This window comes from Rhodococcus sp. IEGM 1307 (assembly GCF_030056915.1).
GTDB lineage: Bacteria > Actinomycetota > Actinomycetes > Mycobacteriales > Mycobacteriaceae > Rhodococcus_F > Rhodococcus_F opacus_D.
Map to the genome: position 1 here is coordinate 31740 of NZ_JASHKW010000029.1, position 24283 is coordinate 56022.

General features: G+C 65.7%; 19 protein-coding genes. 9 read left to right on the forward strand and 10 right to left on the reverse strand.

What is annotated here, in order from left to right; translation table 11 throughout:
• Positions 1-185 precede the first annotated feature (185 nt).
• The 9 genes from QM841_RS38255 to QM841_RS38295 form a co-directional block, all read right to left on the reverse strand.
• Entirely contained in the window at positions 186-680 is a 495-nt protein-coding gene (locus QM841_RS38255; RefSeq protein ID WP_283336017.1) for a hypothetical protein, read from the reverse strand.
• 137 nt (positions 681-817) lie between these two features.
• Entirely contained in the window at positions 818-994 is a 177-nt protein-coding gene (locus QM841_RS38260) for a hypothetical protein (RefSeq protein WP_283336018.1), read from the reverse strand.
• 323 nt (positions 995-1317) lie between these two features.
• A complete protein-coding gene (locus QM841_RS38265) occupies positions 1318-2118 on the reverse strand; it encodes an N-formylglutamate amidohydrolase (RefSeq protein WP_283336019.1) in 801 nt (266 codons plus the stop codon).
• A 436-nt stretch (positions 2119-2554) separates the two neighbouring features.
• Positions 2555-4546 carry a cutinase family protein gene (locus QM841_RS38270; RefSeq protein WP_283336020.1) on the reverse strand — a complete coding sequence of 664 codons (1992 nt, stop codon included), beginning with the start codon at positions 4544-4546 and terminating at the stop codon, positions 2555-2557.
• Between the two features lie 183 nt (positions 4547-4729).
• Complete coding sequence (locus QM841_RS38275; protein WP_283336021.1) at positions 4730-5443, reverse strand: DUF8176 domain-containing protein; 714 nt, start codon at positions 5441-5443, stop codon at positions 4730-4732.
• A 22-nt stretch (positions 5444-5465) separates the two neighbouring features.
• A complete protein-coding gene (locus QM841_RS38280) occupies positions 5466-6680 on the reverse strand; it encodes an insoluble domain protein (RefSeq protein ID WP_283336022.1) in 1215 nt (404 codons plus the stop codon).
• A gap of 49 nt (positions 6681-6729) precedes the next feature.
• Positions 6730-8223 carry a MinD/ParA family ATP-binding protein gene (locus tag QM841_RS38285; protein WP_283336023.1) on the reverse strand — a complete coding sequence of 498 codons (1494 nt, stop codon included), beginning with the start codon at positions 8221-8223 and terminating at the stop codon, positions 6730-6732.
• 2 nt (positions 8224-8225) lie between these two features.
• On the reverse strand, positions 8226-8573 hold the full coding sequence (locus tag QM841_RS38290; protein ID WP_054246128.1) for a hypothetical protein: 348 nt from the start codon (positions 8571-8573) through the stop codon (positions 8226-8228).
• Positions 8574-8673: 100 nt separating this feature from the next.
• Positions 8674-10818 (reverse strand): type IV secretory system conjugative DNA transfer family protein, encoded by a 2145-nt coding sequence (locus tag QM841_RS38295; RefSeq protein WP_283336024.1) that lies wholly within the window; start codon positions 10816-10818, stop codon positions 8674-8676.
• Between the two features lie 1127 nt (positions 10819-11945).
• Here QM841_RS38295 and QM841_RS38300 point away from each other — a divergent pair.
• The 9 genes from QM841_RS38300 (at position 11946) to QM841_RS38340 (ending at position 22882) form a co-directional block, all read left to right on the forward strand.
• Positions 11946-12257, forward strand: a complete 312-nt coding sequence (locus QM841_RS38300) for a hypothetical protein (RefSeq protein WP_283336025.1) — start codon at positions 11946-11948, stop codon at positions 12255-12257.
• Between the two features lie 44 nt (positions 12258-12301).
• On the forward strand, positions 12302-12700 hold the full coding sequence (locus tag QM841_RS38305) for a hypothetical protein (RefSeq protein WP_120661508.1): 399 nt from the start codon (positions 12302-12304) through the stop codon (positions 12698-12700).
• Positions 12697-15768 (forward strand): ATP-binding protein, encoded by a 3072-nt coding sequence (locus tag QM841_RS38310; RefSeq protein ID WP_283336026.1) that lies wholly within the window; start codon positions 12697-12699, stop codon positions 15766-15768. Before QM841_RS38305 ends, QM841_RS38310 begins: the two co-directional genes overlap by 4 nt.
• A gap of 26 nt (positions 15769-15794) precedes the next feature.
• Positions 15795-17909, forward strand: a complete 2115-nt coding sequence (locus tag QM841_RS38315; RefSeq protein WP_283336027.1) for a hypothetical protein — start codon at positions 15795-15797, stop codon at positions 17907-17909.
• Positions 17909-18742 carry a hypothetical protein gene (locus tag QM841_RS38320; RefSeq protein ID WP_283336028.1) on the forward strand — a complete coding sequence of 278 codons (834 nt, stop codon included), beginning with the start codon at positions 17909-17911 and terminating at the stop codon, positions 18740-18742. The genes QM841_RS38315 and QM841_RS38320 overlap by 1 nt, the downstream gene beginning before the upstream one ends.
• Positions 18739-20340, forward strand: a complete 1602-nt coding sequence (locus tag QM841_RS38325; RefSeq protein WP_283336029.1) for a peptidoglycan DD-metalloendopeptidase family protein — start codon at positions 18739-18741, stop codon at positions 20338-20340. Before QM841_RS38320 ends, QM841_RS38325 begins: the two co-directional genes overlap by 4 nt.
• 389 nt (positions 20341-20729) lie before the next feature.
• Entirely contained in the window at positions 20730-21320 is a 591-nt protein-coding gene (locus QM841_RS38330) for a hypothetical protein (protein ID WP_283336030.1), read from the forward strand.
• 13 nt (positions 21321-21333) lie between these two features.
• Positions 21334-21918, forward strand: coding sequence for a hypothetical protein (locus QM841_RS38335; protein ID WP_283336031.1), 585 nt, complete (start codon positions 21334-21336; stop codon positions 21916-21918).
• 292 nt (positions 21919-22210) lie between these two features.
• Positions 22211-22882, forward strand: coding sequence for a class I SAM-dependent methyltransferase (locus QM841_RS38340; protein ID WP_283336032.1), 672 nt, complete (start codon positions 22211-22213; stop codon positions 22880-22882).
• Here the strand turns inward: QM841_RS38340 and QM841_RS38345 are convergent.
• Complete coding sequence (locus tag QM841_RS38345; protein WP_283336033.1) at positions 22879-24273, reverse strand: cytochrome P450; 1395 nt, start codon at positions 24271-24273, stop codon at positions 22879-22881. The two genes, QM841_RS38340 and QM841_RS38345, sit on opposite strands and share 4 nt — an antisense overlap.
• Between the last annotated feature and the right edge of the window lie 10 nt (positions 24274-24283).

Sequence of the window (24283 nt, forward strand, 5' to 3'; positions counted from 1 at the left end):
CCTGCCCAGTAGGCGCATTGAACTCACCCGGAAAACGATCACCGACACCATCTCCCGTGATCCGTGCTGATCGAGGGCGAATTGGCGCCCGGACCGCTCTACCTTCATGTGACACCGCCCGGTGGAGATTCTTGCCAACGACGGAGCGTGCGAAGGCACTCTCACCGTGGACGACGCGCCAGCACCTACGCCTTTGCCCCTGGGGATCGGTATGCCTTCGCCGCAGCGATACCGTAGTCGTAGTCGCTGACGTATTCACCGGCCGCCCGGTCATACAGTGAGCCGACCGCTGCTGGATCGTGGGCCATGAACACGACGTCGGGCCGTCCGTTGTTGTAGCGATGGTAGGTGTCGTAGTCCCAGCCGTCGGGTGCGTAGTCGTCGTTCCATGCAAGCCGGGCGACGGGGACGAATCCGGCGTCGGCATAGATGTTCGGCAGGACCGTGTCGAAGCAGTCGAGTCGTCGTCCTCCGAGGAAGGTTGCCTGGCGCAGCATCGATGGTGCCGCGTTGGGATGCGCGCCGTCGTTGTGGGAGAAAACTGAGACGACTTCATCGTCCTTCAGGGCGATGCCAGCCTTTCCATCGTCGGTGACCAGCATCCTCATTTCGGCGTATTCGCTCTCGTCATAGACGTAGACCGAGGATGCGTATCGGTTGTTGCGGGTCAGTTCCAGCATTTGGGCGCGGTACAGATCCGCATCCGACGAAGGTAGCTCGTACAGGGTCGGGCTCGATAGCCCGCGCGCCGCGAATTCGGCTCGCTCGGACTCTTGCCGACGATGTGCGGCGAGCGGGTCGACTCGGCGGCCCCCAATCAGAAGCCGAGGGCTTCGGCTTCCTCGATCTTCTCGTCCGTCCAGACGTGCTCGATCGCCCTGCGCTGCTCCGGCGGCAGATCGGGCGTCCACCGGTACTTCCGCCAGAACGCCTCCCTGCGCTCCTGCGTCATCGGCTCGTGATTCATGGTGGTCAGCTCCTTCGGTTTGGACATCTTTCCCAGCGTTCCGGGCGCGGTTCAGTGCTTCGATTTGGTTCGCACGCAGTCTGTCACCTGCGGCCAAGCGGCGCTCGAGGTCGCTTCGTGCGGGCCCGGCTTCGCTGTTGATCGCCGACCGCAGTTCCTGTTGGCCACCGGGTGTGGCGTCGTAGAGGGCTTGGATTTCGGCGTGGTTGGATTCGGCCTTGGTCAGCCGTTGTTGGAGGTGGACGGCGCTCGGTTGGGCGTCGAGGTCTCGGCGGGCTTCGGTCAGCCGGGTAGCGGCGCTGCTGAGGCGGTTGCGCATGTGCGGGGTGCAGCGTGGTCCGGGTTTGGGTTTACACATCGGTGCCGACCTCGGTTGCGGTGTCGATGAGTTCGGCAAGGTATTCGCCGAGCTGTGTGACCGAGAGTTTTCCGGGGCGGCCATCGTCGGGCAGGTAGGTGTCGCGGCGCAGCTCGATCATTACGGCGGATACGCGTTTATCGTGGCCGTAGCGGTCGAGTGGGACGTAGCACCCGGCGTAGGGGGTGTTTTCAGCGATCTCTCCGAGGGGCCGGAAGACCTGACGGGTTGTGCTCGTCAACCAGTCCGGTGTGTGGAGGGGATCCGTGCCGATGCACAGGGCTGGTCGCATCACGGATGGGTTTTCGAATCCGGAGGGTCGTTTGGGGTATGAGTGCACATCGATGATCACCGCTTGTCCGCATGCGGCAATGCGATCGGTGACGAGTTCGGCGACGGCGCGGGCGTACGGATGGAAGTATTCGTCGAGAAGTGTCTCAGTGTCGGCGAATGGTTCGTCCCTCAAAGGTCTTCCGTCGCATGCGCGGGTGTAGACGGCACCACGGCCGTAAGCAGCGGCCGGTTCGGAGGCGTCGGGGAACCTTTCGGGGTCGATGATCAGTCGGGAGAGGGCATTGTTCACGATCCACGGATGGGTGCGGGCGTGGTCGGCGCCGAGTGTGGCGATCAGGTCGGTGTCGGTATCGGTGGCCTCGTCCAGTTCGGCGTCGAGTGCCGCGTCGTCGATCAGCAGTTGTGCGCGGAGGTGCGGGGGAATCTTGCGGGAGGCGTGCGGTACGTGCAGGATCACCGGCGATGTCGGGTGACCTCGCAAAATCGAGAAGCTGTTCATGCGCGCCTTTCGTGGGATCGATAGTCGGTGTGCTTCGGCGGTGGTTAGTAGCGTCTGCGGTGGGTCGGCCGAAGCGTGGTCGTTATCGGGTCTCAGCTCGAGGGCGTGTTTCGCGGGTGTGGTGGTTGCCTACCGTCGCCAGGCGACTTTTGGCCTGAGTGCCTGCGTAATTGGTGTCTGGTGATGATGCCTCGACTGAGTGCGGTGGGGCGTTGGCCGACGTGATACAGGTCGGTGTTGTGCGGGCAGGGAAAGACTGCGAGACCTCTGGTGGTGTGGAGACGTTTACGGACTATCTTGGCGTCGGATCGGAGGAAGTAGCCGCGTTGTTTGCAGCGCCTGCACCAGGTCCAGCGTGCGGACGGGTTGTGTGATCGGTGGGTTGTCATCGCGTGTGCCTCTTCTCGTGCGCTCGTGGACTGACGCCGCCGGCTCGTCAGACGGCGCGGGTGATCTGCAGGTTCAGCCAGTCGGAGACCCACTCGATGGCGTTGCGGCCGGCGTTGTCGACGACCAGGGTTTGGTAGCTCTGGTGGGCACCGGAGGCGAAGAAGCTGGCCGCATTCAGGCCCTCGCCCACGACCGCGGCGAGATCCTCGGCCCCCTGCGAGCGCGCCATCGTGGACACCGATCCGGCGAGTCCTTGTAGGTCGAGGGTTTGCGCTTGTGTGGTGATCGCGTTCCCGACCGGGTTGGCTTGCTTGCCGAGTAGCGCGGGGTCGGTCTTGCTGGCTTTACCGGTGAGCATGTTCGCGGCCACCGAGGCGAGTTCGAGGCCGAGGGGGATCAACGCCGCGGTCTGCGCCGCGGCACCAATGGGATCGGGTAGCACGCCGGGCGGTGGGAAGAGTTTGTCGGCGCCGGCCCAGGCGATTTCCTGGGCTTGGCCGGCGATGTTGGCCAGCTTGATCACGTCGACGTTGCCGAGAATGCTGGTGACCAGGGCTGCGATCTGGGTGTAGCCGGTCGGGTCCGGGATGATCGAGAGAATTTGGGACACCCACGTTAGGTCGACGCCGGCGGCCATCTTCACCAACGGCGCGAAGTGCACGTTCAACTCTCGGGCGGCGTCCCGGGCACCGCGGACATCGCCGGCGGCGATCTTCTGCGGGAGCACCATAAGGTTGTGCAAGATCTTCGGGATGTCGAGGGCGGTGATGCCGGTGACCGCGTTGAGGGCCTGCTCGACGACGACTGTCGGTTTGAGGACCGATAACACGCTCGACGCGGTCGACAGGGCATCTGCGGGTGTGCTTGCAACGGGGGCGATCTGGTTACCGAGCGACGCGGCGGTAGTGGAGAGCTGCGAGATCTGCGGGTCGGTGGGGGGAAGTGTGGTGGTGCCACTATTCGAGAGCTCGGCCGCGGTGTTCGCGATGGTGGCCACCGAGTCCAGCGCACCGGTCAGGTCCGCTCGGCTGGCTGCGGTCAGGACCTGCGCGGCCGCGTTTTCCGGCGTGCCAGCCGGGGCTGCGGCGAGGCCCATGGTGGCGGCACTGTTTGCCGCCCCGGACTGGAGCAGCTCGGCCAGGGGGCTGAGGGTCTTCGACAGCGAGGTCGCAGTGTCAGCGATCTGCGCGACATCGACGGAGCCGCCGGAATCGATACCGGAGAGTTGCTTTCCGAGCGCGTCGACATTCGAACCGAGACCGGGCAGGTCAGCGTCGGTGAAGTCCGAGGTCAGTGCGGTGGCGACTGCCGCGTTACCGCCTCCGGTATCGGTGGCGCCGGTGGTCTTCGACAGGATCGATCCGAGCGATCCGAGGAACGGATTCGCGCCCTTCTGGATCGAGCAGTACAGGTCTTTCGGATCACAGATCGAGGCCACCCGCCCGGACAGCTTGCCCATGCCCTGTTCCCGGGGACCGGCGATCCCCTGCCCGGAGGTCTTCGGACCGACCGTCGCGGCGCCCTTCGTACCGGCACCGGGATCGGCGAGCAAGGCCACACCGAGTACCCGGTCCGCGTCGACGGGTCCTTGATCGTTTCCGATGGCAGACGCGAGATCACCTGCTGCATCGGAACCCTGGGAGTAGCCAGTGATGGTGATCTTCGCGTCCGGGCATTTGTCGGCGTAGTTCTTCAGCACGGCGGTGGCCTTGCTGACCGCGTCGGCTTTGCTGTCAGCGTAGGTGTGGCCATTGTCGAACGCGCGCGCCATGTACGGCAGCGTGTATACCTGCGCTCGGGCACCGTTCTTCGCCTTGATCGCCTCCGCGACGGGAGCCAGCATGCCCACCGGCTGGTTTGGGTCGGCGTGCTCGTTGGTCTCCCATGTGCCGGGGATGAACAGGTTGAACGCCGCCGCGCAGTTCATCGGGGCGGCGTTGACGATCGCGGGTGCTGTAAGCGCGACGCCGCCGCCGGCGACGGTCGCAGTGGCGATCAGCGCGACGGTGCGACGGGTTCTCGAACGTCTGGCGGGCATTGGCACCTCGATTACCGGAACGGACACTGACGCCTACCTTCACCCATTTCGGCGTTTCGCCTCAACGGGGTGTCGGCGTGACCCAGGCTCCTTTTCCGGTCTCTGCTGCGATGGTGGCTGCACATCGCGGCCGTGTGCAGGACACGGGCATCAATTTCGCTGAAGTCCTTTCGGGGGCGGTCCTCAGTTGAAGACGTCGACGTACCATTTGCCGTCGACCTCCTGGGTGGTGACGGTCTGGGTGCCGCGTTTGGCTGGTTGAGCCGGCTGCATTACCGACAGATCGACCAGGTAGACCCCGTCGGACAGCTCGACGGTGCGGAGGCAATAGTTGGTGCCGATCGGGACCGCGTCGATGACCTTCTGCAGTTCGGGACCTGGCAGCACCGATGAGGTGGAGGTGGCGAGGCCCCGGGCAGCTTCGCCGTTGCGCAGGCTGTAGTACGCGTGGTTGAAGGCTGCGATCACGCCTGCGCCGCTCTTCTGATCACCGCGGTCTGCCCGGCAATCCCCGTCCGACGCGGTTGTCTTTTCGGTCTGCTCGGGTTCGGGCAAGTTGAGGATGGGCAACCCGTTCTCGTCAACTGCAACGGCAGCGGTGGGGGTGGTTGTGGCCGCCGGAGAGGCACTTTCACTGTCTCCGCTACGCAGGTGGCTGATGGCCACCCCGCCGGCCACCACGACGGCGACCGCTGCAATGCCGGCCACCGCCTTCCTTCCCGGGCGGCGGCCGCGTGGGAACGGTAATGGAGACCGGGGTGGGGGCGGTGGTGTTGCAGGGCCGCCGGGCGCCATGGTGCGGGCGCCCGGCGGATGGTCGATGGTGGATGGGCTACCGAGAAGGTCGAGTACCGCGGGATGTCGCGGCGTCGATCGGCCGAGGGTCGGCTTCTTCATGGTGTGCACCCGCCTTCGTGGTTCAGTTCGCGGTCGCAATGCCGCCGCCGATGGCGCCCGACAGCAGGTTTGCGGCCAGGCCGGGTGTGGCGTCGTTGAAGAACGAGTTCATGGTGGTGTCGACCTGCTCGATGATCTGCTGCCCGCCGGGCTGTGCAGCGACGAAGTCGCGGGCCTGGTGGTCGATCGCGGGCGCGGACTCGACGGTGTCCTGCACTGCCGAGGCGGCTGCCTGTCCGATCGGTCCGGAGTTCTGCCAGTCGGTGAGGACCGTCTCGGTCTGTACGGTCACGGCTTCCGAGTCGATGTCCGGGACGTCGATCTCCTTCGGTTCGCCCTTGTCGCCGGCAGCGATCGGGGTCACCGCGGCCACTCCGATTCCGCCGCCGACCAGGGCTCCGGCTGCGGCGGCGGGGATGCCCGCTGCCGCGGCACCGATTCCCGCACCGGCGGCGGTGCCGACGATCCCGGCGGGCACCCACCCGAGTCCGGGAAGGAAGACGGTGCCCGCGGTCATTCCGGCGAGGCCGCCGATCGTGCCACCGACCAGAGCGCCTGCGGTGGCCGCCGCACTGCCTGCGGTGACTGCGCCGAGCGCTGCTCCGGCTGCTCCGGCACCAACCTGCGCGGCGGCGATCCGGTCGGCCCGCGAGGTTTCCACACCGATCGACCGCCAACCCGTCGAGACCCCTGCCTGAACAACGGCCATCGTGTTGTTGGTGCGGTCCCGGTCCATGTCGGACACCCAGTTCGGTTGCTTGATGTGCAGCTCACCCAGCCGAAGGGTGTCCCGGGGGGCGATGAACGGCTTCGTCGGCTCCACCGGCGTCGGCAGGTGCAGCTGGTCGAATTGCACTGGTGCGACGTAGTAGTCCTCCGGCGCCACATACGCGTTGGTCTCGTAGTCATAGTTCGGGAGGGGCTGGTACTCGATGTTCTGGTGTGTGGCGGGCGGGTCGACCCAGTACACGGGTTCCGCCCGGGTCTCGGGCACGTTTGCGGGCTCGGGTGCAGGTATCGGGGTTGCGGTTCCAGTCTGGGTGTCACCGCCGGTGACGCCTTCCTGGTTGCTTTCGCCGGTGACGCCGCCCTGGATCGGTTCTGCGAGCGCGGACGGGGTGAGGGTGAGACCGGAGGCGAGGGCGGCGGTGATCACCGCGAGCGTGGTCGCGGTCTGGGTGGCGCTCTGGCGGCGGTGCCGGCCATGGCGGCGGGTGGCGCGGTTGGTGACGGGCATGGTGTAGCTCCTGTTCTGTGGTGCTCGAGAGAGGGACGTGAGCGAAGGATTACGAGCGATTACGGGTGATGGGCTGTGGGCGGGCGATCGAGTGCAATTCGGTGGTGTCGATCAGTCCCTCGGTGGTGGGGTCGATGGTGCTCAGCAGCTCGACGATCTTCGCGGCGGCGGCGATCATCGCTGTTCGGGTCTTCGGCTGGAGTTGCGGGTAGGTGATGCGGCCGCTGTGCAGCAGCCGGTCGTAGGGAATGCGCACGAACCTGTCCGGCGCGATGCCGCCCCTGATGAAGGTCTCCACGTCGTCGAATTCGGTTTCCGGGTCATCGTCGGGCCCTTCGGTGATCAGCATCAGTACTCGGTCGAGGACTTCTGGTGCCACACCCGCCAAGTCATCGATCATCTCGGCGACCGTGCCGGGGATCGTGCCGCGCAGGGGGACAGGAATGACGACGACATCGGCTTCGGTGGCCCACTGCCATGCCGAGGAGTTTGTGTTGTTGCCGGTGTCGACGAGCAGCATCTGTCGGTGTCGGCGCAGGACCGAGGCGAGGGTCTCGCAGGCGTGGCGGTCGATAGCCGCGGCAGCGATCCGCCGGTAGCCGGGCACGATCTCGACGCCGGTGGGCTGTCGGATCGTGAACCTTCCCAGCGCGCTGGCCCGCACTCCGGGGGCTGTCAGCTCTTCGGCGTGTTCGAGGACATCCCATACGTCGGGTCCGTGGTCGGCACCGACTGCGGCCCGGTCAGCAAGGCCGCCGCCGGAGTCGCTGACGTCGAAGGCGACGATCGAGGTCGCCGGCCGGTACATCGCGAGGGTGTCGGCGATGCCGAGCAACAGCGGTGTCTTTCCAACGCCCCCTTTGGGGTTGAGTACCGCAATCGTCGCGTCGGCGTGCACCTGCCGGCCGATGGTAGCGATATACCGACCGGTCACAGCGGCGGCGCGGCGTGCGCGTTCCTCGGAGGATCCCGATTTCGGGGGGAGCTTGAAACCGAGCGTGTTGAGGGTGCCGCGCAGTCCTTTGCGGGCGGGCGCGACCACGTCGGGTGAGTCGTGGGGGGTTGCGTGCGGCGCGAAGAGCTGCGGGCGTACATCCAGTGGCCCTTTGACCGGGCCTGTGGCCGGCCCTGTCGGCCGCTGCCCCACCCGGGATGGTGTAGAGGCATCGACGGGTTGCGGGGCAGGCTCGTAGGCCATCTGTTCGGCCGCCACCACCACCGGCCCACCCCTAGGCGTGGAGACAGGCTCCAAAACCGGTTCGGGTGGGGCCTCGGTGGTGATCGGCGGGGGCATGCTCGGAGCACGTTCCTCTGCCTTCCCGTCCGGGCCGACGGTCAGGAACCGAGTGTCCTTGGCTGTCCGGTAGATCACCTCGACATCGACGCCCTGGGCCTGCGCCATGTTGTGCAAAAACTCGTGCACAACAGAGGAGAGGGTCTTGCTTTCGTGCGCCTCTAGATTCATTGGAGGCACGTTGGCGTCCGCCAGGGTGGCGCGGGCAGTGGTCTTGGAGGTGATCTCGACATCGACAGTCGGCGTCATCTCTAGCTGACCCCGAAGGCGCTCGCTCCGGACAGCGCGTTGTCCATGTCGTCGACGACGGCCTCGGCCGTCTCCAGCTCGGCAAGGGCCTTGTCGCGGGCGCTTCCCTCAGGCAGCGCTTCGATAACGACGCGGCGCTTCGACGAGGCGGCCCGGATCTCTGCGAGCCGGTCCCGGGTCAGCTCCTGCTCCTCGCTGAGCTTCGCCAGCCACGCGGGGACCGAACTCTTGAAGTATTCCCGCAGCGACTTGATGACAGGGTCGTTCGCACCCTTGGCGACGAACGGACCGCGTAGCGCGGCCACGTCCTCGGTCGTCGGGGTGATCGACTGGGAGATACGGCGGCTCATGGGTGTTCCCTTTCGGTGATGGTGTTGGTGATGGTGTTGGTGTAGCTGTGGGTCAGTCTCGGCAGGTGTCCTCGAGGAAATTTGGAGTTACCGCGAGCGGTCATACAGGCGCTCCGACGAGGTCGGGTTCTGGGAGGACGACGACGCCGGTGGCGTCGTAGGTGATGCGGGTCTTCACGCGGCCCGTGCCGACGGTCAGGACGGTTTCGATGACCTCGCCCTTGGTGCCGCGGCGAACGTCGACCGAGTCGACGGTGACCGCTACGAGTTCGCCGTTGTCGTCGTCGACGAGGACGGTCATTCCGGCCTCGACTGCGGAGGCCGGAATGACGTCTGAGAAGTCGTCATCGTCGGTGGGCGCGGCATCCACCATCGGTGGCGTGGCCGCCCGGTCGCCGTCGGTGGCGGTCGTGCCGATGACGATCGGCTCGGGAGCACTGCCGTTTCTCCGTGCCCGCTTGGCGAGGGCGCGCTCGGATTCGATGAACGAGGCCAGATCCTGCGAGTAGCAGGTGAACTGCGGGGCCTCGGTGGGCATGAGGCCGTCGATGATCGCCTTCTCGCTCTGGGCGAGCTGGTTCCACTTGTTGGGGTGGCGGTCGACGTTGGGGGTCCACCACATCTGCGCGTCGACGGGGATGCCGTCGTCCCCGAGCGCGATGCCGCGGCCCTTGACGGAAGTGTCGACCTCGCGACCGACGGTCGAGTCGCCCCACATCATCAGCGCGCCGTCCTGCGACAAATTGCCAAGGCTGATGCGGGTACCGAAGTTGTCCCGCGCGTTGCCGGAGGCACCACCGAACAGGCTGGCGTCGGGGCGCTGCACACCGAGCAACAGCCGGATGCCGGCTGAGCGGGCGAGAACAGCGAGGTCGGCCCACGCACCGAGAGGGTCGAGTTCTTTGAGCAGTGCGCGGGTCTCGTCGTCGCCGGTCTTGGCCAACCGCTGCCACTTGCCGGAGAGAATGAAGAACTCGTCGAGGACCGCGATCATCAGTGGTAGCTGCGAGCCCTCGATTTTCATCTGATGGATGTAGGCATTGCGGGCCATCAGCTCGGCATGCAGTGCGCGCACGAACATCGCCGCGCGCAGTGCGTCGTAGATGATCGCGCCGCAGCCGGGGTAGCCCTCGAGTCCGTCGAGTTCGATCATCTTCGGATCAACGCCGACGAACGGGATTCCCCGGCGGGCCGCTTCGGTGAGCAGGGTACGGATCACCGACGTCTTGCCACCTCCGGTGGGGCCGACGATCAGGCAGTGCGGTTTGTTGGAACTGGTGGAGACGTCCCAGTACATGATTCGGTCCGCGGTACCGGTCGCATACGGCAGGTGCCGCAGGTTCTCGTCGACCAATTCGAGCGGATGGTCGACCCGAGGGGGCATCGCGGTCACCAGACGCATCACCAGGTAGCCCTTGTCGGGGTACCAGTCGGTGGTCCAGCTGCGGCCGGACTCGTGCTGCCCTGCCAGGGAGGCGAGGGCTTCCTCGACCTTGAGCTGGAAACCCCTGGCGCCTGCGTTCATCGACTTCTCGAACGCGATCCGGTAGCCGGTCTCGATGCCGGCCTCGTCGACAGCATCGACGGTGACCTTCGGGTCCTTGAAGATCGAGGCGCCGTCGAGCGCCGTCTGGAGGACCTTCTGACGGTAGGAGCGGGTATCCGGTTCGATGGCCTCGCGGGCGATGATGATGCGGTCGCGGTGGGCCTCGTGACGCACTTTGACCTCCCATTTTTCACTGCTGGGGAACGCTGTATTGATCGCTCGGAACAACTCCTCGAACTGCTTGGGCCGCATGACGGTGCCACGGTGCAGTTTGATCGTCGCGCATCGGATCACACGCCATCCGGACAGGAGCGGGACAGCGATTTTCTTCGGCAGATGTCCGGTGGCTTGTCGGACCACCGATTCGAGTATTTGCGACCGCTTGTGCATGCGGTGGCGCAGGACGTCGACGATGACGAGAGCGACGGTGGCGGCGAGGAGTAGCACCCGGTAGTCGTGCAGCTTCGTCAGGGCTTGGACGACCGTCTCGTTGTCGGGGGCCGCCGACATGAGGCGCTGGGAGTACACAGCAACGCCAGCGGCGACGACGGCGATCGGGGAGAACGGGGTGAACCGGTGGATGTGCGTCGGCTGGCCGTTCTCGCCGACCTGGTTGCCACGACCGTCTCCGGAATCGCCGAAGATCTCGCGCCACGTCGCGACCAACCAGTCCTTGAGAGGGTCGTGATTTCCGCTCATGCCGCCTGTACCTTTCGATCGTTGCGATCCTGAACGCCGTCCGGGGATGCGTCTTTGAGGACAGTGACAGAAACCCGTGTTTTTCCTCAACGGGGTGTCGCCCGTGCGGCGCGCCCCGGCTATGTGAGGAAAACTGCCCTTGTGCACGGGACTCCAGGCCAGAGTGACGAGCGCTCGACGCGATCGAATCACCCCCTTCACGGGCTCGCCCATCACCGCCGTTCGACACGCTCGGTCGAGCGCTCATCGGGGCGTTCACTCAGCGCGCTCTCCGGGAGTGTGCGGCGCGGTTTTCAGCGCTCGTGCGAGTGCTCATCCGAGCGCTTCGCCACGCACCTCTGCGGCTGTTGCACCCGCTGTGTTGTGAGCGCTTCGAAACGTGTTGTCATGCGTGGCGTCGAGCATTCGTCGGCGGCGCCGCTTCTAGCACCGCTCATAGCGTTTGACATGGGCGTTCCGAATAGCGTTGGCGCTGAGCGCAATTCTGGATTACACTCCCCCCCAAGGAACGCCGGGGGGGAGTGGCCCCCGGAGGGGGTGGACGTGGGAGGCGCTTTTTCGATCGCTCGAATCCACTGCCAAAATCCCCCGCCGAATCCGGCTCCGTTTTCACCGCGCATCTGAGCGTGTCATCCACGCACCGGCAAAACCGGGTGCTTGATCCGATTTGCGGACCTGTCGCGACTGGCCATCTCGGCTCGGCCTCCGCCGCCGCCTGGACCGCATGCAACACGTCGCCAGACCTCCGCTTGAAGAGCCAGTGTGCGTGGCTGTACCTGCCTCGGCGCTCCCGTAGCGCCTTCACTCAGTCATCACCATCACGTCCCATGAGGTTCTGAGAACCGTAAGGATTTGCAGGACGCCACCATCGGTGAATCGCCGCGGGGATTTTCCTCACGCGCAGCGTGGTTGCCGGTTGACCGTCGAGGTCCTGCGGGTCTCGCCCCTGCGCCGCCGCGCACCCCGTTTACTGGTAAACGATATTCCCGAGGCCGCACCGCCTGTTCACCTGCGCCGACGACCCGTTCTGATACGGACACCCCGTTGAGATGAAATGCGAAATCGACTTACGGTCGTGCGCATCCATATTCAGATGTACCTACCGAACTCAGCGATGGAGTGTGCTCATGTCCCTCACGTCCGCAGTCGTCGACCTGGTGACCACCCCGCCCGGAAGCGTCGACGTACTCGCCCAGAACACCGAAGTCACCACTGGCGGCCTGCGCGCGTGGATCGGCGACAACATCATCTTCACGATCCTCGCCCTGATCGCATGCGTCGTCCTCCTCGGCGGCCTGCGCGGCAACCTGTCGAAGGTCTTCACCGTAGGCGGTCTGTCGCTCGTTGGCATCGCGTTCTTCTCCCTCGCGAGCAGTGAGAGCGCCGCGACCGGCATCGGCAACTGGATTCTCGGTCTGTTCGGCATCCGAGTGGTCTGACCTGCCGTGCCCGATCACCAATCGACGATCGAAGGGAGCCGACTGTGATCGACAACGACGACCTGCTACACCGAGTGGATCAGCACTACCTCGGCCCAACCGGGTTCACCCTGCCGGTCCGGATTCGATACGCGGCGCTCGGACTCGGGGCCGCATTCATGGCAACGATCTTCGTCATCGCCCGCGGGATCGTCCATGTGCCGCTGGGGTTCAAGTCCCTCGTCGTCATGGTGGTCATCACTGTCGTGCTCACCGCGCGAGTGACGAAGTTCGTCAACGCCGATCGTCCGGTCCGGTCGGTGGTCCGGGCCGCGTGGAATGACCTCAATGCACCGCGCCCGCCGAAGCCCGGTCAGACCGTCGTACTCCGCCTTCCCGCCATTTCCCGCGCTGCCGGCAGTGCGGGTGCCATCACGCAGATCGAAGGTGAGTCCTCCCGATGACTTTGCAGCCCGACAACGAGATCGCCGCATTGTTCGATCCGAACTTCGACGAGCCGGAGCCAGCCATCGTTCCGCCCGGTGCGTTGCCGCCGTCGTGGGCGGCGGCAATGGCCGCGAACCGAGCGGCTGCGACACCGACCGCTCCGGCGCCGGTCCCGGCCCAGGAATTGGCATGGTCTCAGGCTCCGGAAGGCAGCATCGCAGCCCCTGCACCTGTCGTGGTCCCCTCCCCCGCACCCGATGCGGAGCGAGGGCCCACGGGAAGGGGCAAGCGGCGCGGAAAGCGGGACGGCCGCCGTAGGGATCCGGACGCGGAGGTCACCCGGCAGGTCACAGCGGCGAAGAAGCGCGCTGATCGCGAGCGCAAGGCGGTGCGTTTGGGGCTGGTTGGCGTGGAGGGCAACGTCACTCGCACGCGCCGGCAGTCGACGGCGTGGTTCGTGCAGCCACCGGGACCGTGGAACATGCGTCCGGTCGGCAAGCAGCGACGCTACATCCAGAACGAGGGCTTGGTTGTGGCGAACCTCGCCGAGTCCGGTGTGACGGGGCTGCACCGGCGGTTGGTGCGCACGCCGTGGCCGGTGCGGCAGTGGGCGCAGGCGCATGACGCGTGGGCCGATCCGATTCCGGACGTGCCTGGGTCGCTGTCATGGGCGGATTACCTGCGCGGGCAACAGCACGCGATGCTGTGGGGGAACCCGACGCAGAAGGGCCGCTATTGGGGTGTGGAGCTGCCGCCGCGCTCGGTGCTCGCGCAGGGTCTCGATACGGTCGGCCAGTGGCTGCTTCCGGTCGTCGACTGGCCACTACTGGGCAAGTTCGCTCAGCTGTGGCGCAAGTGGGCGCGCGATGCATTTCTCAACGAGCAGAAGGCGATCGCCGATCACCTCTCCACGATCGAGCGGCACCTGTCCGGTCAGGGTGTGAACGCTAAACCCGCAACTCCAGGCCAGATGGATTACCTGTTGCTGCGCTCTGCGACGCTTGGGCTGCCGCTGGATGCGGACGGTGTGATCTCCGGCGCCGGCGACTGGGAGGAATCCGATGTCGCCACACTCGAGGACCTCACCAATCTCGAGCTGACTCCTGGCGACGGCTACACCACGGTGCGCGGGCAGGTCGGCGGCAGGGACTACACCGGCTACGCGATCGTCCTGACAGTCGGGCGTATGGCACCGCTGCCGATACCGGAGAAGATGCTGCCGTGGCAGGTGATCGGTGATCCGTCTGGGGAACCGCTCGAATGGTCCGAGCGCATCTCGCTCAAGACGAAGGGGCAGACGCTGCGTAGCCTGCGCCGGTTGACGTCGAAGATCGAGGCCCAGTTCGACCACTACACCGTCGAACACGACCAGTCCCCGCCGCAGGAGCTTGCCGAACAGCATGCACTCGCCCAACGGGTGATCTCCGACATCGATGAGGACCATTCGGGCCTGTCGGTGCGCACCGAGGGCTGGTACCGCGTCCTCGTCGTCGGCTCGTCGCCGGAGGAGGCGAAGGAGAAGGTTGCGTTGTTGCAGGAGGTGTACGCGCCGCGGATTCGCCTGGAACAGGAGCACGGCCAATACCAACTGCTGCGCGAGTTCGTCCCGGGCGAGCCGCTGGCGAACATCGCGCACTGCCGGCGGATGAACGTCGAGGCATTGTCGGCGGGCATGGCTGCGGTCGGTGACCGGATCGGTGACCGCACCGGCGTGGTGGTGGGACAGACTGCGTCGATCGCCCCGCGGCCCGCGGTGTGGGATCTGTTTGCCGCGCACGAGAAGAAGCACAAATCGGGTCTGACGCCGATCGTCGCTGTTCCCGGCTCGGGTAAGACGTTCCTCGCGGGTTTGCTTGTCTACCAGGCAGTGCGTGCGGGTGCCTACGGTGTGGTACTCGATCCGTCCGGGCCGCTGAAGAAGCTTGCTCAACTGCCCGAGTTTCGGGGCATCGCCGAGGTGCAGGCCCTGACAGGGCGCACCTCTCGGCCGGGATCGCTCAACCCGTACCGGGTGATCGTCGACCCACGGCGCGAGGACCCGGAATACGACCCGATGAGCCCGGACTACGCCGACGACACCGATCCGGTCGCAGCAGCGCAGTCGCAGTACGAGGCGGATCTACGAGCCGCGGAGGCTGAGCGGATCTCGGTGGCGGTGTCGGTGCTGAAGATGATGCTCACGCCCTCGCGGCTCGAACATCAATGGACCGAGACGGTTCTACAGACCGCGGCGAACATGGTCGGCGGCCAGCGGAACCACAACCTGGGCGAAGTCCTCACCGCCATCGCCACGATCGGCAAAGGCAAGGACGAGACCAACGTCGACCTGATTTCCTGTGCACGGTCCATCCACCAGGACCTGGCGATGATGTCCCAGCTCGCCGAGGCCCGCGTGCTCTTCCCAGAGGAGGGAACCATCGGCGACGGCGAGACCGTCGACCGCAACGTGCGCCTGACGGTCCTGACAATGCCCGGCCTGCAACTGCCCCCGACGGGCACCGACCCGGCTCAGTGGACCCCGCAGCAGCGGATGGCCGGCCCGCTCATGCATATGGCGGCGTGGATGGCGAACCGGCTCATCTACGAGCTGCCGCGCTACGAACGCAAGGTTCTCTTTCTCGACGAGAACAAATACCTCGAGCAGACCGGCGCCGGACGCACCCTGAACCTGCGGATCGCCCGCGACAGCCGGAAATACAAGGTTCGCGCTCTGGTGTGCTCGCAGCTGCCCGACGACTACCTCGGCGTCGACGGCACCGACGACAAGTCCGCGCTGACGTACGAGGTGATCATCGGTGACCTCGGCGGCAACGCCCACGCGATCGAGGGCGCGCTCAAGCTGCTGAACCTTCCCCTCGGCGAGGGCTACGAGTCACTACTGGCCGGCCTCGGCGGCGGCGGGGAGGACACTCTCGACGAGGACACCGACACCGAGCACCTGGACCAGGCCCGCCGGTTCATCGTGAAAATGGCCGACGACATCGAACTGATCCGATCGGACTGGACGCACTACGTGCACCTGGCCCACGTGTTCGACGCCCTGGACTCGCGAGCAACCCGCGCGGCGATCGGGGGTGCGCCGTGAGCCGGCTGCGGCCCAGAGCCGCACGGATGGACCGTTCCCCTTCCCCGCGCCGTTTCGGGTGGCGTACGGGGCTCGTAGGGCGTGTTCTGGTGGTGCTGATGCTGGCCGCGGTGTCGCTGATCGGACTCGGTGGCGCTGTCGCGGCGGCCGGCGGGTTCGACTGCCAGGACGTCCCGTCGCCGGAGTTCCCGAACGAAGTCATCGAGACCACCTTCGACTCGACCAGCGCCGACCGGCCGACCACCGGCGGAACCGGCTATCAGACCTACGGGTGGGCCGGGCTCAAGTGGCACACCTATGACCTCGGCTGCGGCGCGGACCTGGTCAAGGCGCCGGGTGCGGTCGGCGACACCACCCTGGGCAACACGTTCTTGACCATCGGCAAATCGATGGCGGCCGCCGCGTTCTGGCTCGACGACCAGACCAAGACCGGTCAGGACGCCACCGCGGCCGGGGTGACGCCCGCGCTGGGGCGGTTCGACCAGATCGTCTTCTCCATCGCCGAGGGCATGCGGGGCCTCTACGGGCGATGGGTCGGCATCGGCCTGGTCGTCGTGGCCTCGATGATCCTGTGGAAAGCCCTGAAAGCTGACACAGCCGGGGTCACGAAGACCGCGGCGATCGCCGCGGCGGGGCTCGCGTTCGGGGCGTTGATGGTCGGGGCTCCGCAGAAGGCGCTCCAGGTGGCCGACGAGACGTTCGGGTCGCTGATCACCGAGACGCAGGACCAGATTTTCGCGGTGCAGTTCGGCGACGACGGAGGCACGCTCGCCGGCGGCAGCACCGACCCCCGAAACGTGCTGGTCGACCAGATTTTTCTTCCAGACTGGCGCAAGGGCTGGTTCGGTACCAATTACGACCCGGAGGATAAAGCTGGCCTCGGTGTGAAGCTCCGAGACTCACTGGCGTTCACCTATGACCAGCAGAACGCGGTCAAGGACGATCCGAAGGCCCAAGCGCAGCTCGCCGAGGAGAAGGCCGACCAGTTCCGGGAGATCGTCACCGATCTCGAAACCGACTACCAGCTCTCCTACTACCAGTTCCAGGGCAAGGACTCCGGCCGCACCTCCACCGGCTTCATGGGCATGATCAAGCTGGCCATGCCCTCGCTGCTGTGGATCGGCGCGTCCCTGCTGAAACTGACCGCACTGCTGGCGATCCGGTTCGCGGTCCTGTTCGCCCCGATCTGGATTCCGGTCGCGATCGCCTACGGCGGGTGGCTGGCCCGGGTGATGCGCATGCTCGCCTCGGCCTACATGTGGGGCGTGGCCGGCTCGGTGATCGTCGCGCTCTACCTGATGGCGCTGGTCCAGCTCTACGTCAACTCGAACGGGGCCGTCGACGGCTCCTGGCGACTGTGGTTCATGGTGCTGCTGACCGTCGTGTGCTGGGCGATCATGCGGCCGTTCAAACGGATGAGCCAGACCTTCACACAAAACAGCGCGAGCATGGTCAACCGCAAAGCCCGAAGCGCCAAGAAGTCCATCAAACGCAAGGCATTCGACGCTGCGAGCTTTGCAGTCGGCGGGCCCGCGCAGGCGATCACGGAAAAGGCAACCGAGCGCTTCGCCCGCCGTGGACGCGACGGACAGGAGGACCACGACGGGGCGACCACGGTCACTCGGCCCGAGGGTCGCGCACTGGGCAACCGCCGCCAGCAGGCGCTCACGCAGTCGCGAGCGGATGCCCGGAAGGCGCAGGGGCTGGGCCGGTCCGCACGCCTGGGCCAGGCGTCCGACGCCGCGGCCGATCGCGATGCACGTATCGCGGGGATCGCTGCCGTGGCCAGCCGCGACATCGGCCGCGGCAAGGGCGGGGTCGACGGCAAGGACGCCGATCGCGCGGTCAGGTCCGGCGCCGCGACGTGGAAAAGATTCGACCAGAACGAGGCCGACAACCTCGTCCAGGAACGCCGGGCCCGCAAGGAACTGCTGACCGCCAGCGTCGGGCAGCGGTGGGACGGCGGCGACCGCTCGGCCATCGCGCCGATGAAGGTCTACACCCCCACCAGCGGCCAGCGAGGGGCACATCACGCCACCGCGTCCACGCCGCACCGATCACCGGCGAAGGCGCCGCCGAACGCGAAGGTGTGGAACGCCGCCCCCCCGGCCCGCACGACACCTGAGGACCGGTACATCTGATGTCGTCATCTGGACCCCACCCTGTCCTCGCACCGATTCGCCGATGGGTGCTCTACTCCCGCACCCACCTGGCGATCACGGTGGCCGGCACAGTGGCGTTGCTGTTCGCCGCCGGCGCGGCCTTCGGAGAGAACCCTCCGCCCCGGGCAGTCACCCACCAGGCCGAAACCACCATCGAATCAGTCACGCCCACGGAGACGATCAGCTACGACCTCGACGAAGTGAACGAGTCCCTGGTCGCCGCCAAGACCGCAACCTGGGCCGCATCCAGCGCGCCTGCCACCGCAATGGCCTACGCGCACGCCTTCGTCGACACCACACCGTCGGATGCGATGTGGGCCAGCACCATCGGCCGCCACACCGCCGACAAGCCGGGAGAGCACGTTGTAGCGGCCCGGCCGCGGACCCCGGTGGTCATCACCGGCCCCACGGTCAGCACGCTCACCGACGGGCCCGACGGCGAGCGGACCGCGCGGGTGACCGTTCCGACGCAGGCCGGGGATCTGCGGATCACGCTCACCGTCGACGAGGTCAACGGTGAGAAGCGGTGGGTGGTAGGCACTCCCCTACCGACCCTCGACCTCTCCGAGGTCGAAACGATGGCCCGGGCGACCACCACTGCGACACCACTCACATCGACGACACCGACCACCACCGCGGCCGAAACGACACCACCGCAGCCGACATCGACGTCGAGCCTGTCAACGACGCCGCAGCCGATGTTCGATCTCGACGAACCGGCAACCGCCCCGAGCCAAGGCAACGACCCGACACCGATTCCCGGTCCGATCCCGATCCCGGAACTCGACACCCCAATCCCCGGAGGAAGGTGAACATCGGGGGCGCCCAGCGGGCGCTGCTGCTCACCGGCGCCATCGGCATCATCATCGGGACATCGGCGTGTTCACTGGGCGCACCAGTCATCCCGAGAGATCCGTGCCGGACCGTCACCTCCGACAGCGCCAACAGCGCGGGGTCGATCGCCGAAGATCTGACGCTGACCGTGTCCGGACCAATTCGCCTGCCGGTCGAACCTGGGACCACCACGTTCACCTCCGGATTCGGTGAGCGCTGGGGAGCCCAGCACCGAGGAGTGGACCTTGCCGGGCCGGTCGGCACGAAGATCCTCGCCGCGCTCGACGGCAACGTCGTCAAAGCCGGGGACTCCGGCGAAGGGCCCGGGGTCGGGTTCGAGAACTGGGTGGTCATCGACTCGAACGTCGACGGCAAGCCCATGAGCACGGTCTACGGCCACATGTTCGCCGATGGAATTCACATCAAACCAGGCCAGCAGGTCAAGGCCGGCGACCACATCGCCGACATCGGCAACGCCGGCGGATCGACGGGCCCGCACCTGCACTTCGAGTACTGGCAGGGCGGCCGGCTGCAGGGCGGAACGGCCCTCGACCCCCTCACCGTCCTACCCGACATCGCCGAACAGAACGGCACCAGTGGAGGCGACCCCGACACCGCCAGCAACAGTCCCATCCAACTCGTGGCCGCATCCCGGTCGACAGCTGACTGCTCTGGCTTCGGCATGGCCGGCGGCGGCGAGCTGGCATTCGGGATCGTGCCGGCCGAGTTCGAGGCGTGGCTACGCCGCGCCGGCAGTGTCTGCCCGGAGATCGACCCTCCGTTGCTCGCCGCACAGCTCCAGCAGGAGAACGGATTCCGGCACGGCCCCCATGCCCCGGTATCGGACACCGGAGCGCTGGGACCGGCACAGTTCATGCCCGGCACCTGGGCAACGTGGGGAAAGGACTACGATGAGGACGGGAAGGCCGACCCGAACTCCATCGGTGACGCGGTGATGTCGCAGGCGCATTTCATGTGCGCCCTGTACCAGGACGTTTCCGGCTACATCGCCAGCGGCCAGGCCAAGGGCGACCCCATCGAACTGACGCTTGCGGCCTACAACGCCGGTGCCGGCGCCGTGCAGAAGTTCGGCGGTATCCCGCCCTTCGCCCAGACCGAGAATTACGTGCCCAAGATCCTGCAGGCCCGTGCAGGGTTCACCAACCCCAATGCCCGCGGCCGATTCATCCCCAACGCGTCCGGTGACCGCAGCCAAGTAGTCACGGCCGCTCGCGAATACCTTGGTACCCCGTATGTGTGGGGTGGCGGCGGAACCGGCGGACCCTCCGGCGGTGGGTTCGACTGCTCAGGTCTGACCTCGTACGCGGTACACGCGGCCAGCGCAGGCAAGGTCTCCCTCCCGCGCACCTCGGAGCAGCAGTGGGGTGTCGGCATCGAGATCCCGATCGACCAGGCGAGGCCCGGCGACCTCGTCTTCGGCAGCTGGGGGCCGAACGGGCCTGGACACGTGGGTGTCTATTCCGGCAACGGCCAGATGGTCCACGCCCCCACGCCGGGCGATGTCGTCAAGGAAGCTCCACTCCAGGCAGGGCTGAAGGCCCGCCGCGTGATGTAGGGGGACGTGCAATCTCCGCATGTGTAGGTTCTCACGCTACTTTTGCCCTTCTCACGATTCTGTCGCCAATTCGTCGACGGCGAACCGGATTGCCAACGAACCTCCAGGTCAGCGACTCATGCGGATGGGGCGGGAGGCGCCGCCGAGTGCTGGAAGCTGGCCGCCGGCCAAGGAAAGCGACATTTCGATGAGAAGAGCCACCGACAGAACGGTGAGAAAGCTACGCGAAACCGCAGGTTACGAGACAACTCGGCGACAAGTACAACGAATACCTCCAGCTGCCGTGGTCGATGTCGACCGCCCCGCGCCGGACCACCCATTCGGAGGACGGGGGACGTGTCATTTATCGTGGTAAATGGCCGAATTCTGCCACGGGGAGGGAGGGCGACGTGAGTGCACGGAAGCTCGTCATCGTGGTGTTGGTGGTCGCTGTCGTCGGATTCCTGGCCTACGCGTATCTCTCCCGAACCAACGACGGCGAGGACTCGGCGAGCGTGGCAGCGTCGATGACCACCAGCGCGCCCACGGCCACTGCGGCCGCGGTGTCGCCAGTCGACGTCGAGACCGCCGAGCTGCCGACTTCCTCCCGCGACGCTGAAGAGGCCGCGCGACAGGGGCTGACCGTGGCGTTCACCTGGTACCCGGCTACCGACACCAACCAGAACGACGCATTTGGGCGGGCCCGAAACTGGCTGACCGGCAAGCTCGCTGACCGCATGCTCGTCGACGCCCGCACTGAGCGCGGGCCTGGCGTGCAGTGGGATGAGTGGGCGCAGGAGCAGGCCAAGGTCATCGCTGACGTCAGCGTCGAATGCTCCGGCTGCCCTGAGGACACCGATACCGTCGTCCACCGCGTAGCCACCATCAAGCAGACCGCGGTCGACGGCAGCAACACCGATACGGTCAAACCTGACACCACGGTATGGGTCTCCGTCGTCCGCGAGGGTGACCTCTGGCTCATCGACGACATTCGCTACTGACCCGGAGGACCTCGTGACCCGCAAGAACGTTGCCGCAGCACTGATCACCGCTGTTCTCGCCGTCGGCCTGACCGCATGCAGCAGCGATGAGTCGACCACCGCGACTCCCACCAGCGTGCCGACCACCACCGCGGACGCATCTCCGTTCGGGGCCGAGGCCAACAGTGACCTCATCGCCAAGATTCACCGTGACAACGCCACAGCGATCGTCGAGACCGTGGAGGCACGTCACGGAAACCCTGACCAGGCACTCGCGGCCCTCCTAGCGGCCGAGGCGGAAACCGGCTGGAGGTCAGGACTTTCGATGGCCCCGCCTGCGACGGGAATCCGCGACGTCTACGGCTGGCGCTTCGGGTACAACATTGCTGCCGACTCCACGGATGCGGTCAAGGCCGCCACGAACACATTCATGGACAACGCCATCACCGTCAGCGCCGACGAACCGGCTGCCTACGCCCTGGCCGTCCAGCTCGCAGACCCACGCGGCTACAACGAGAAGGAACACTTCTACAAAAAGGGCGAGACCGCAGCCACCGAGTACGCTGCCGCACTCCCCAAGGCCCAGGCCGCGTATGCCGAGCTACGCGGTTCGCAGTAGCGAGAGCTACGAGTGGGGACGTTTCTTGCGCAGGTCAACGGTATGAATCGCTCTCCAGTTCAAGGGCGTCGTTGGTGATGCCGGCATTCGCACGACTTCTTCGACGGTCCGTCTTCGGTCTCGATGTGCGTGCAGGCCGCATCGACCGATGCGTCGCTGACGTCACACTCGATGCCGTGTACACCTTCGGGGACGGCGGAGCCAGGTTGCGCTGTGCGTTCCCCACACTTGTTCTGTGCAGCTCCTGGCCCATATGGTGTGACACGGTGTACCACCAAATGATGGGAGTTGCGTGTCCAAGGTTGATGACAAGGCCGTCCAGGCTGGAGCTGCGCCGTATACCGCTCCCTTCCTGCTCATCTATGACCTATGGGTGGTTCATCTCTCCAACGATCTAGCCTGGCGCTGCGGCCGAGAACGATTCGTGGAGATGTACGACCAGCACGTCGGACGCGGTCATCTCGAGGTAGGTCCTGGGAGCGGCTGGTACCTGGCGAATGCCCAACTGCCAGCGGGGACCGAGCTCACCCTCCTGGACTTGAACGCCAACAGTCTCAATCACTCCTACCGTCGGTTGTCCCCGCGCTATGACGTGCGGACAGTGGAAGCCAACGTATTGGATCCCGTGCCGTCGGACCTGGGACCATTCGACTCCGTCGGTCTCAACTACGTCCTTCACTGTTTACCGGGTGGGTGGAGTGAGAAGAGTATGGTCTTTCAGAACCTGGCCGGTGTGCTTGCAGCGGATGGCGTCCTCTTCGGTTCAACAGTTCTCGGGCGGGGGGTGAAACGGAACATCTTCGGCCTCACGCTCGGTGAGGCATACAACCGTCTCGGGGCTTTCCATAACCGCGACGACGATTACGACGGTCTCGTCGAAGCTCTGCGGGTCTCGTTCGGTCGCGTCGAGGTCTCTCAGGTCGGCAATGTGGCGTTGTTCGTCGCCAGTAAGCCAAAGCGCTAATTTCGACGACGGGGGCGAAGCCGCAAGCCTTCTGGTTTGAGAGTGATCTGCTCCTGGACCTTGAGTTGGTATGCAGGGTCTTCCTCGAAGTTGAAGCGGTGCAGCAGGAACGCCAGCGCGAGGATCGTCTCGTGATACGCGAACTGTCGGCCAATGCACGCACGCAACCCGGTTCCGAACGGCTTGTAGACCACTGAGCTCTGTATTGGTCGCATGTTCTCAGGCAAGAATCGATCCGGATTGAACTCCTCCGCATCGGGGCCCCACACCGGGTCACGGTGCGCCTGCAACGTGAGCACGAAAACCCAGTCACCGGGAGCAAAGCGGTATTTTCCGCCGATTACCGTCTCTTCTTTCGCTTCTCGGAAGTAACCCGGAGCAATGGGCCACAGGCGCAGAGTTTCGTCCACGACCCGTCGGAGGTAGCGCAATCGCGCGACGTCCTCGTACCTGATCGCTGTCACGTCTCCGGCTGGCCACCTGTCGTCCAGTTCAGCGCGGGCTTTTGCAGCGATCTCGGGGTTCGTTGCGAGGTAATGCAATGCGAAGGCGAGTACCCCTGCCGATGTCTCGTGCCCTGCAACGAGGAAGGTGAGGATTTGATTCCGTACGTTGACCTCGTCGAGCAACTCACCGGTTTCCGGGTCGGGCTCGGTCAGCATTCGGGCAAGCAGATCGTTGTGTGTTCCTGAGTCTTCTGTCTTGCGTCGTTTGATGACGTCGTCGACGACCTGCTTGACGTAGTGAATATCGCGCTGGTGTTGCGCGGCCTGTTTACGGCCGATTGTCTTCTGCAGGATTGGAGGCAGGTTCGAGTTGCGATTTATGTAGGTCAGGCCGCGCATCATGGCCTCGACAAAGGGATGGGTGTCGGCACGCCGAAATGAGTCGAACGTGTAGTCGAAGCCGGTTCGGGCGATCACCTCGAGGGTAAATCGGTTCATGTCCTCGGGGACGTCGACCCAGCCGCCCTCCTTGCTCTCCCACGCCGACACCAGTTCTTGGGCGGTCTCGCACATCGTGTCGTGGTAGCCGCGCATGGCCTGCTGGGTGAACCCCGGCGCGAGAATGCGATGTGCTTTCGCCCAGTTCGGCTCGTCGTTGTACGCCGTGAACAAACCGTCGCGGGAGATCGGGCGGAGTTTCTTGAAGAGGACGCCAACGTGCTTGGTCCAGGTGTCTTCGTTATTGACCTCGGCGATCAGTTCCGGGCCTGACACGATCACCATGGGATAGTTCACGATCAAGCGTTCGAAGATGGGGCCAAGCTGTCGCGCGTCTTTCATGCTGGTCTGCGTGGGCTTCGCCGGGTTGATCGTGAGGAGATCCCCGAGCAGCGGAAGGCGGTAGCGCGGGTGCGGCAGTGCCTCACCAGTTGTCGTTGTAACCATCAGGGTGTGC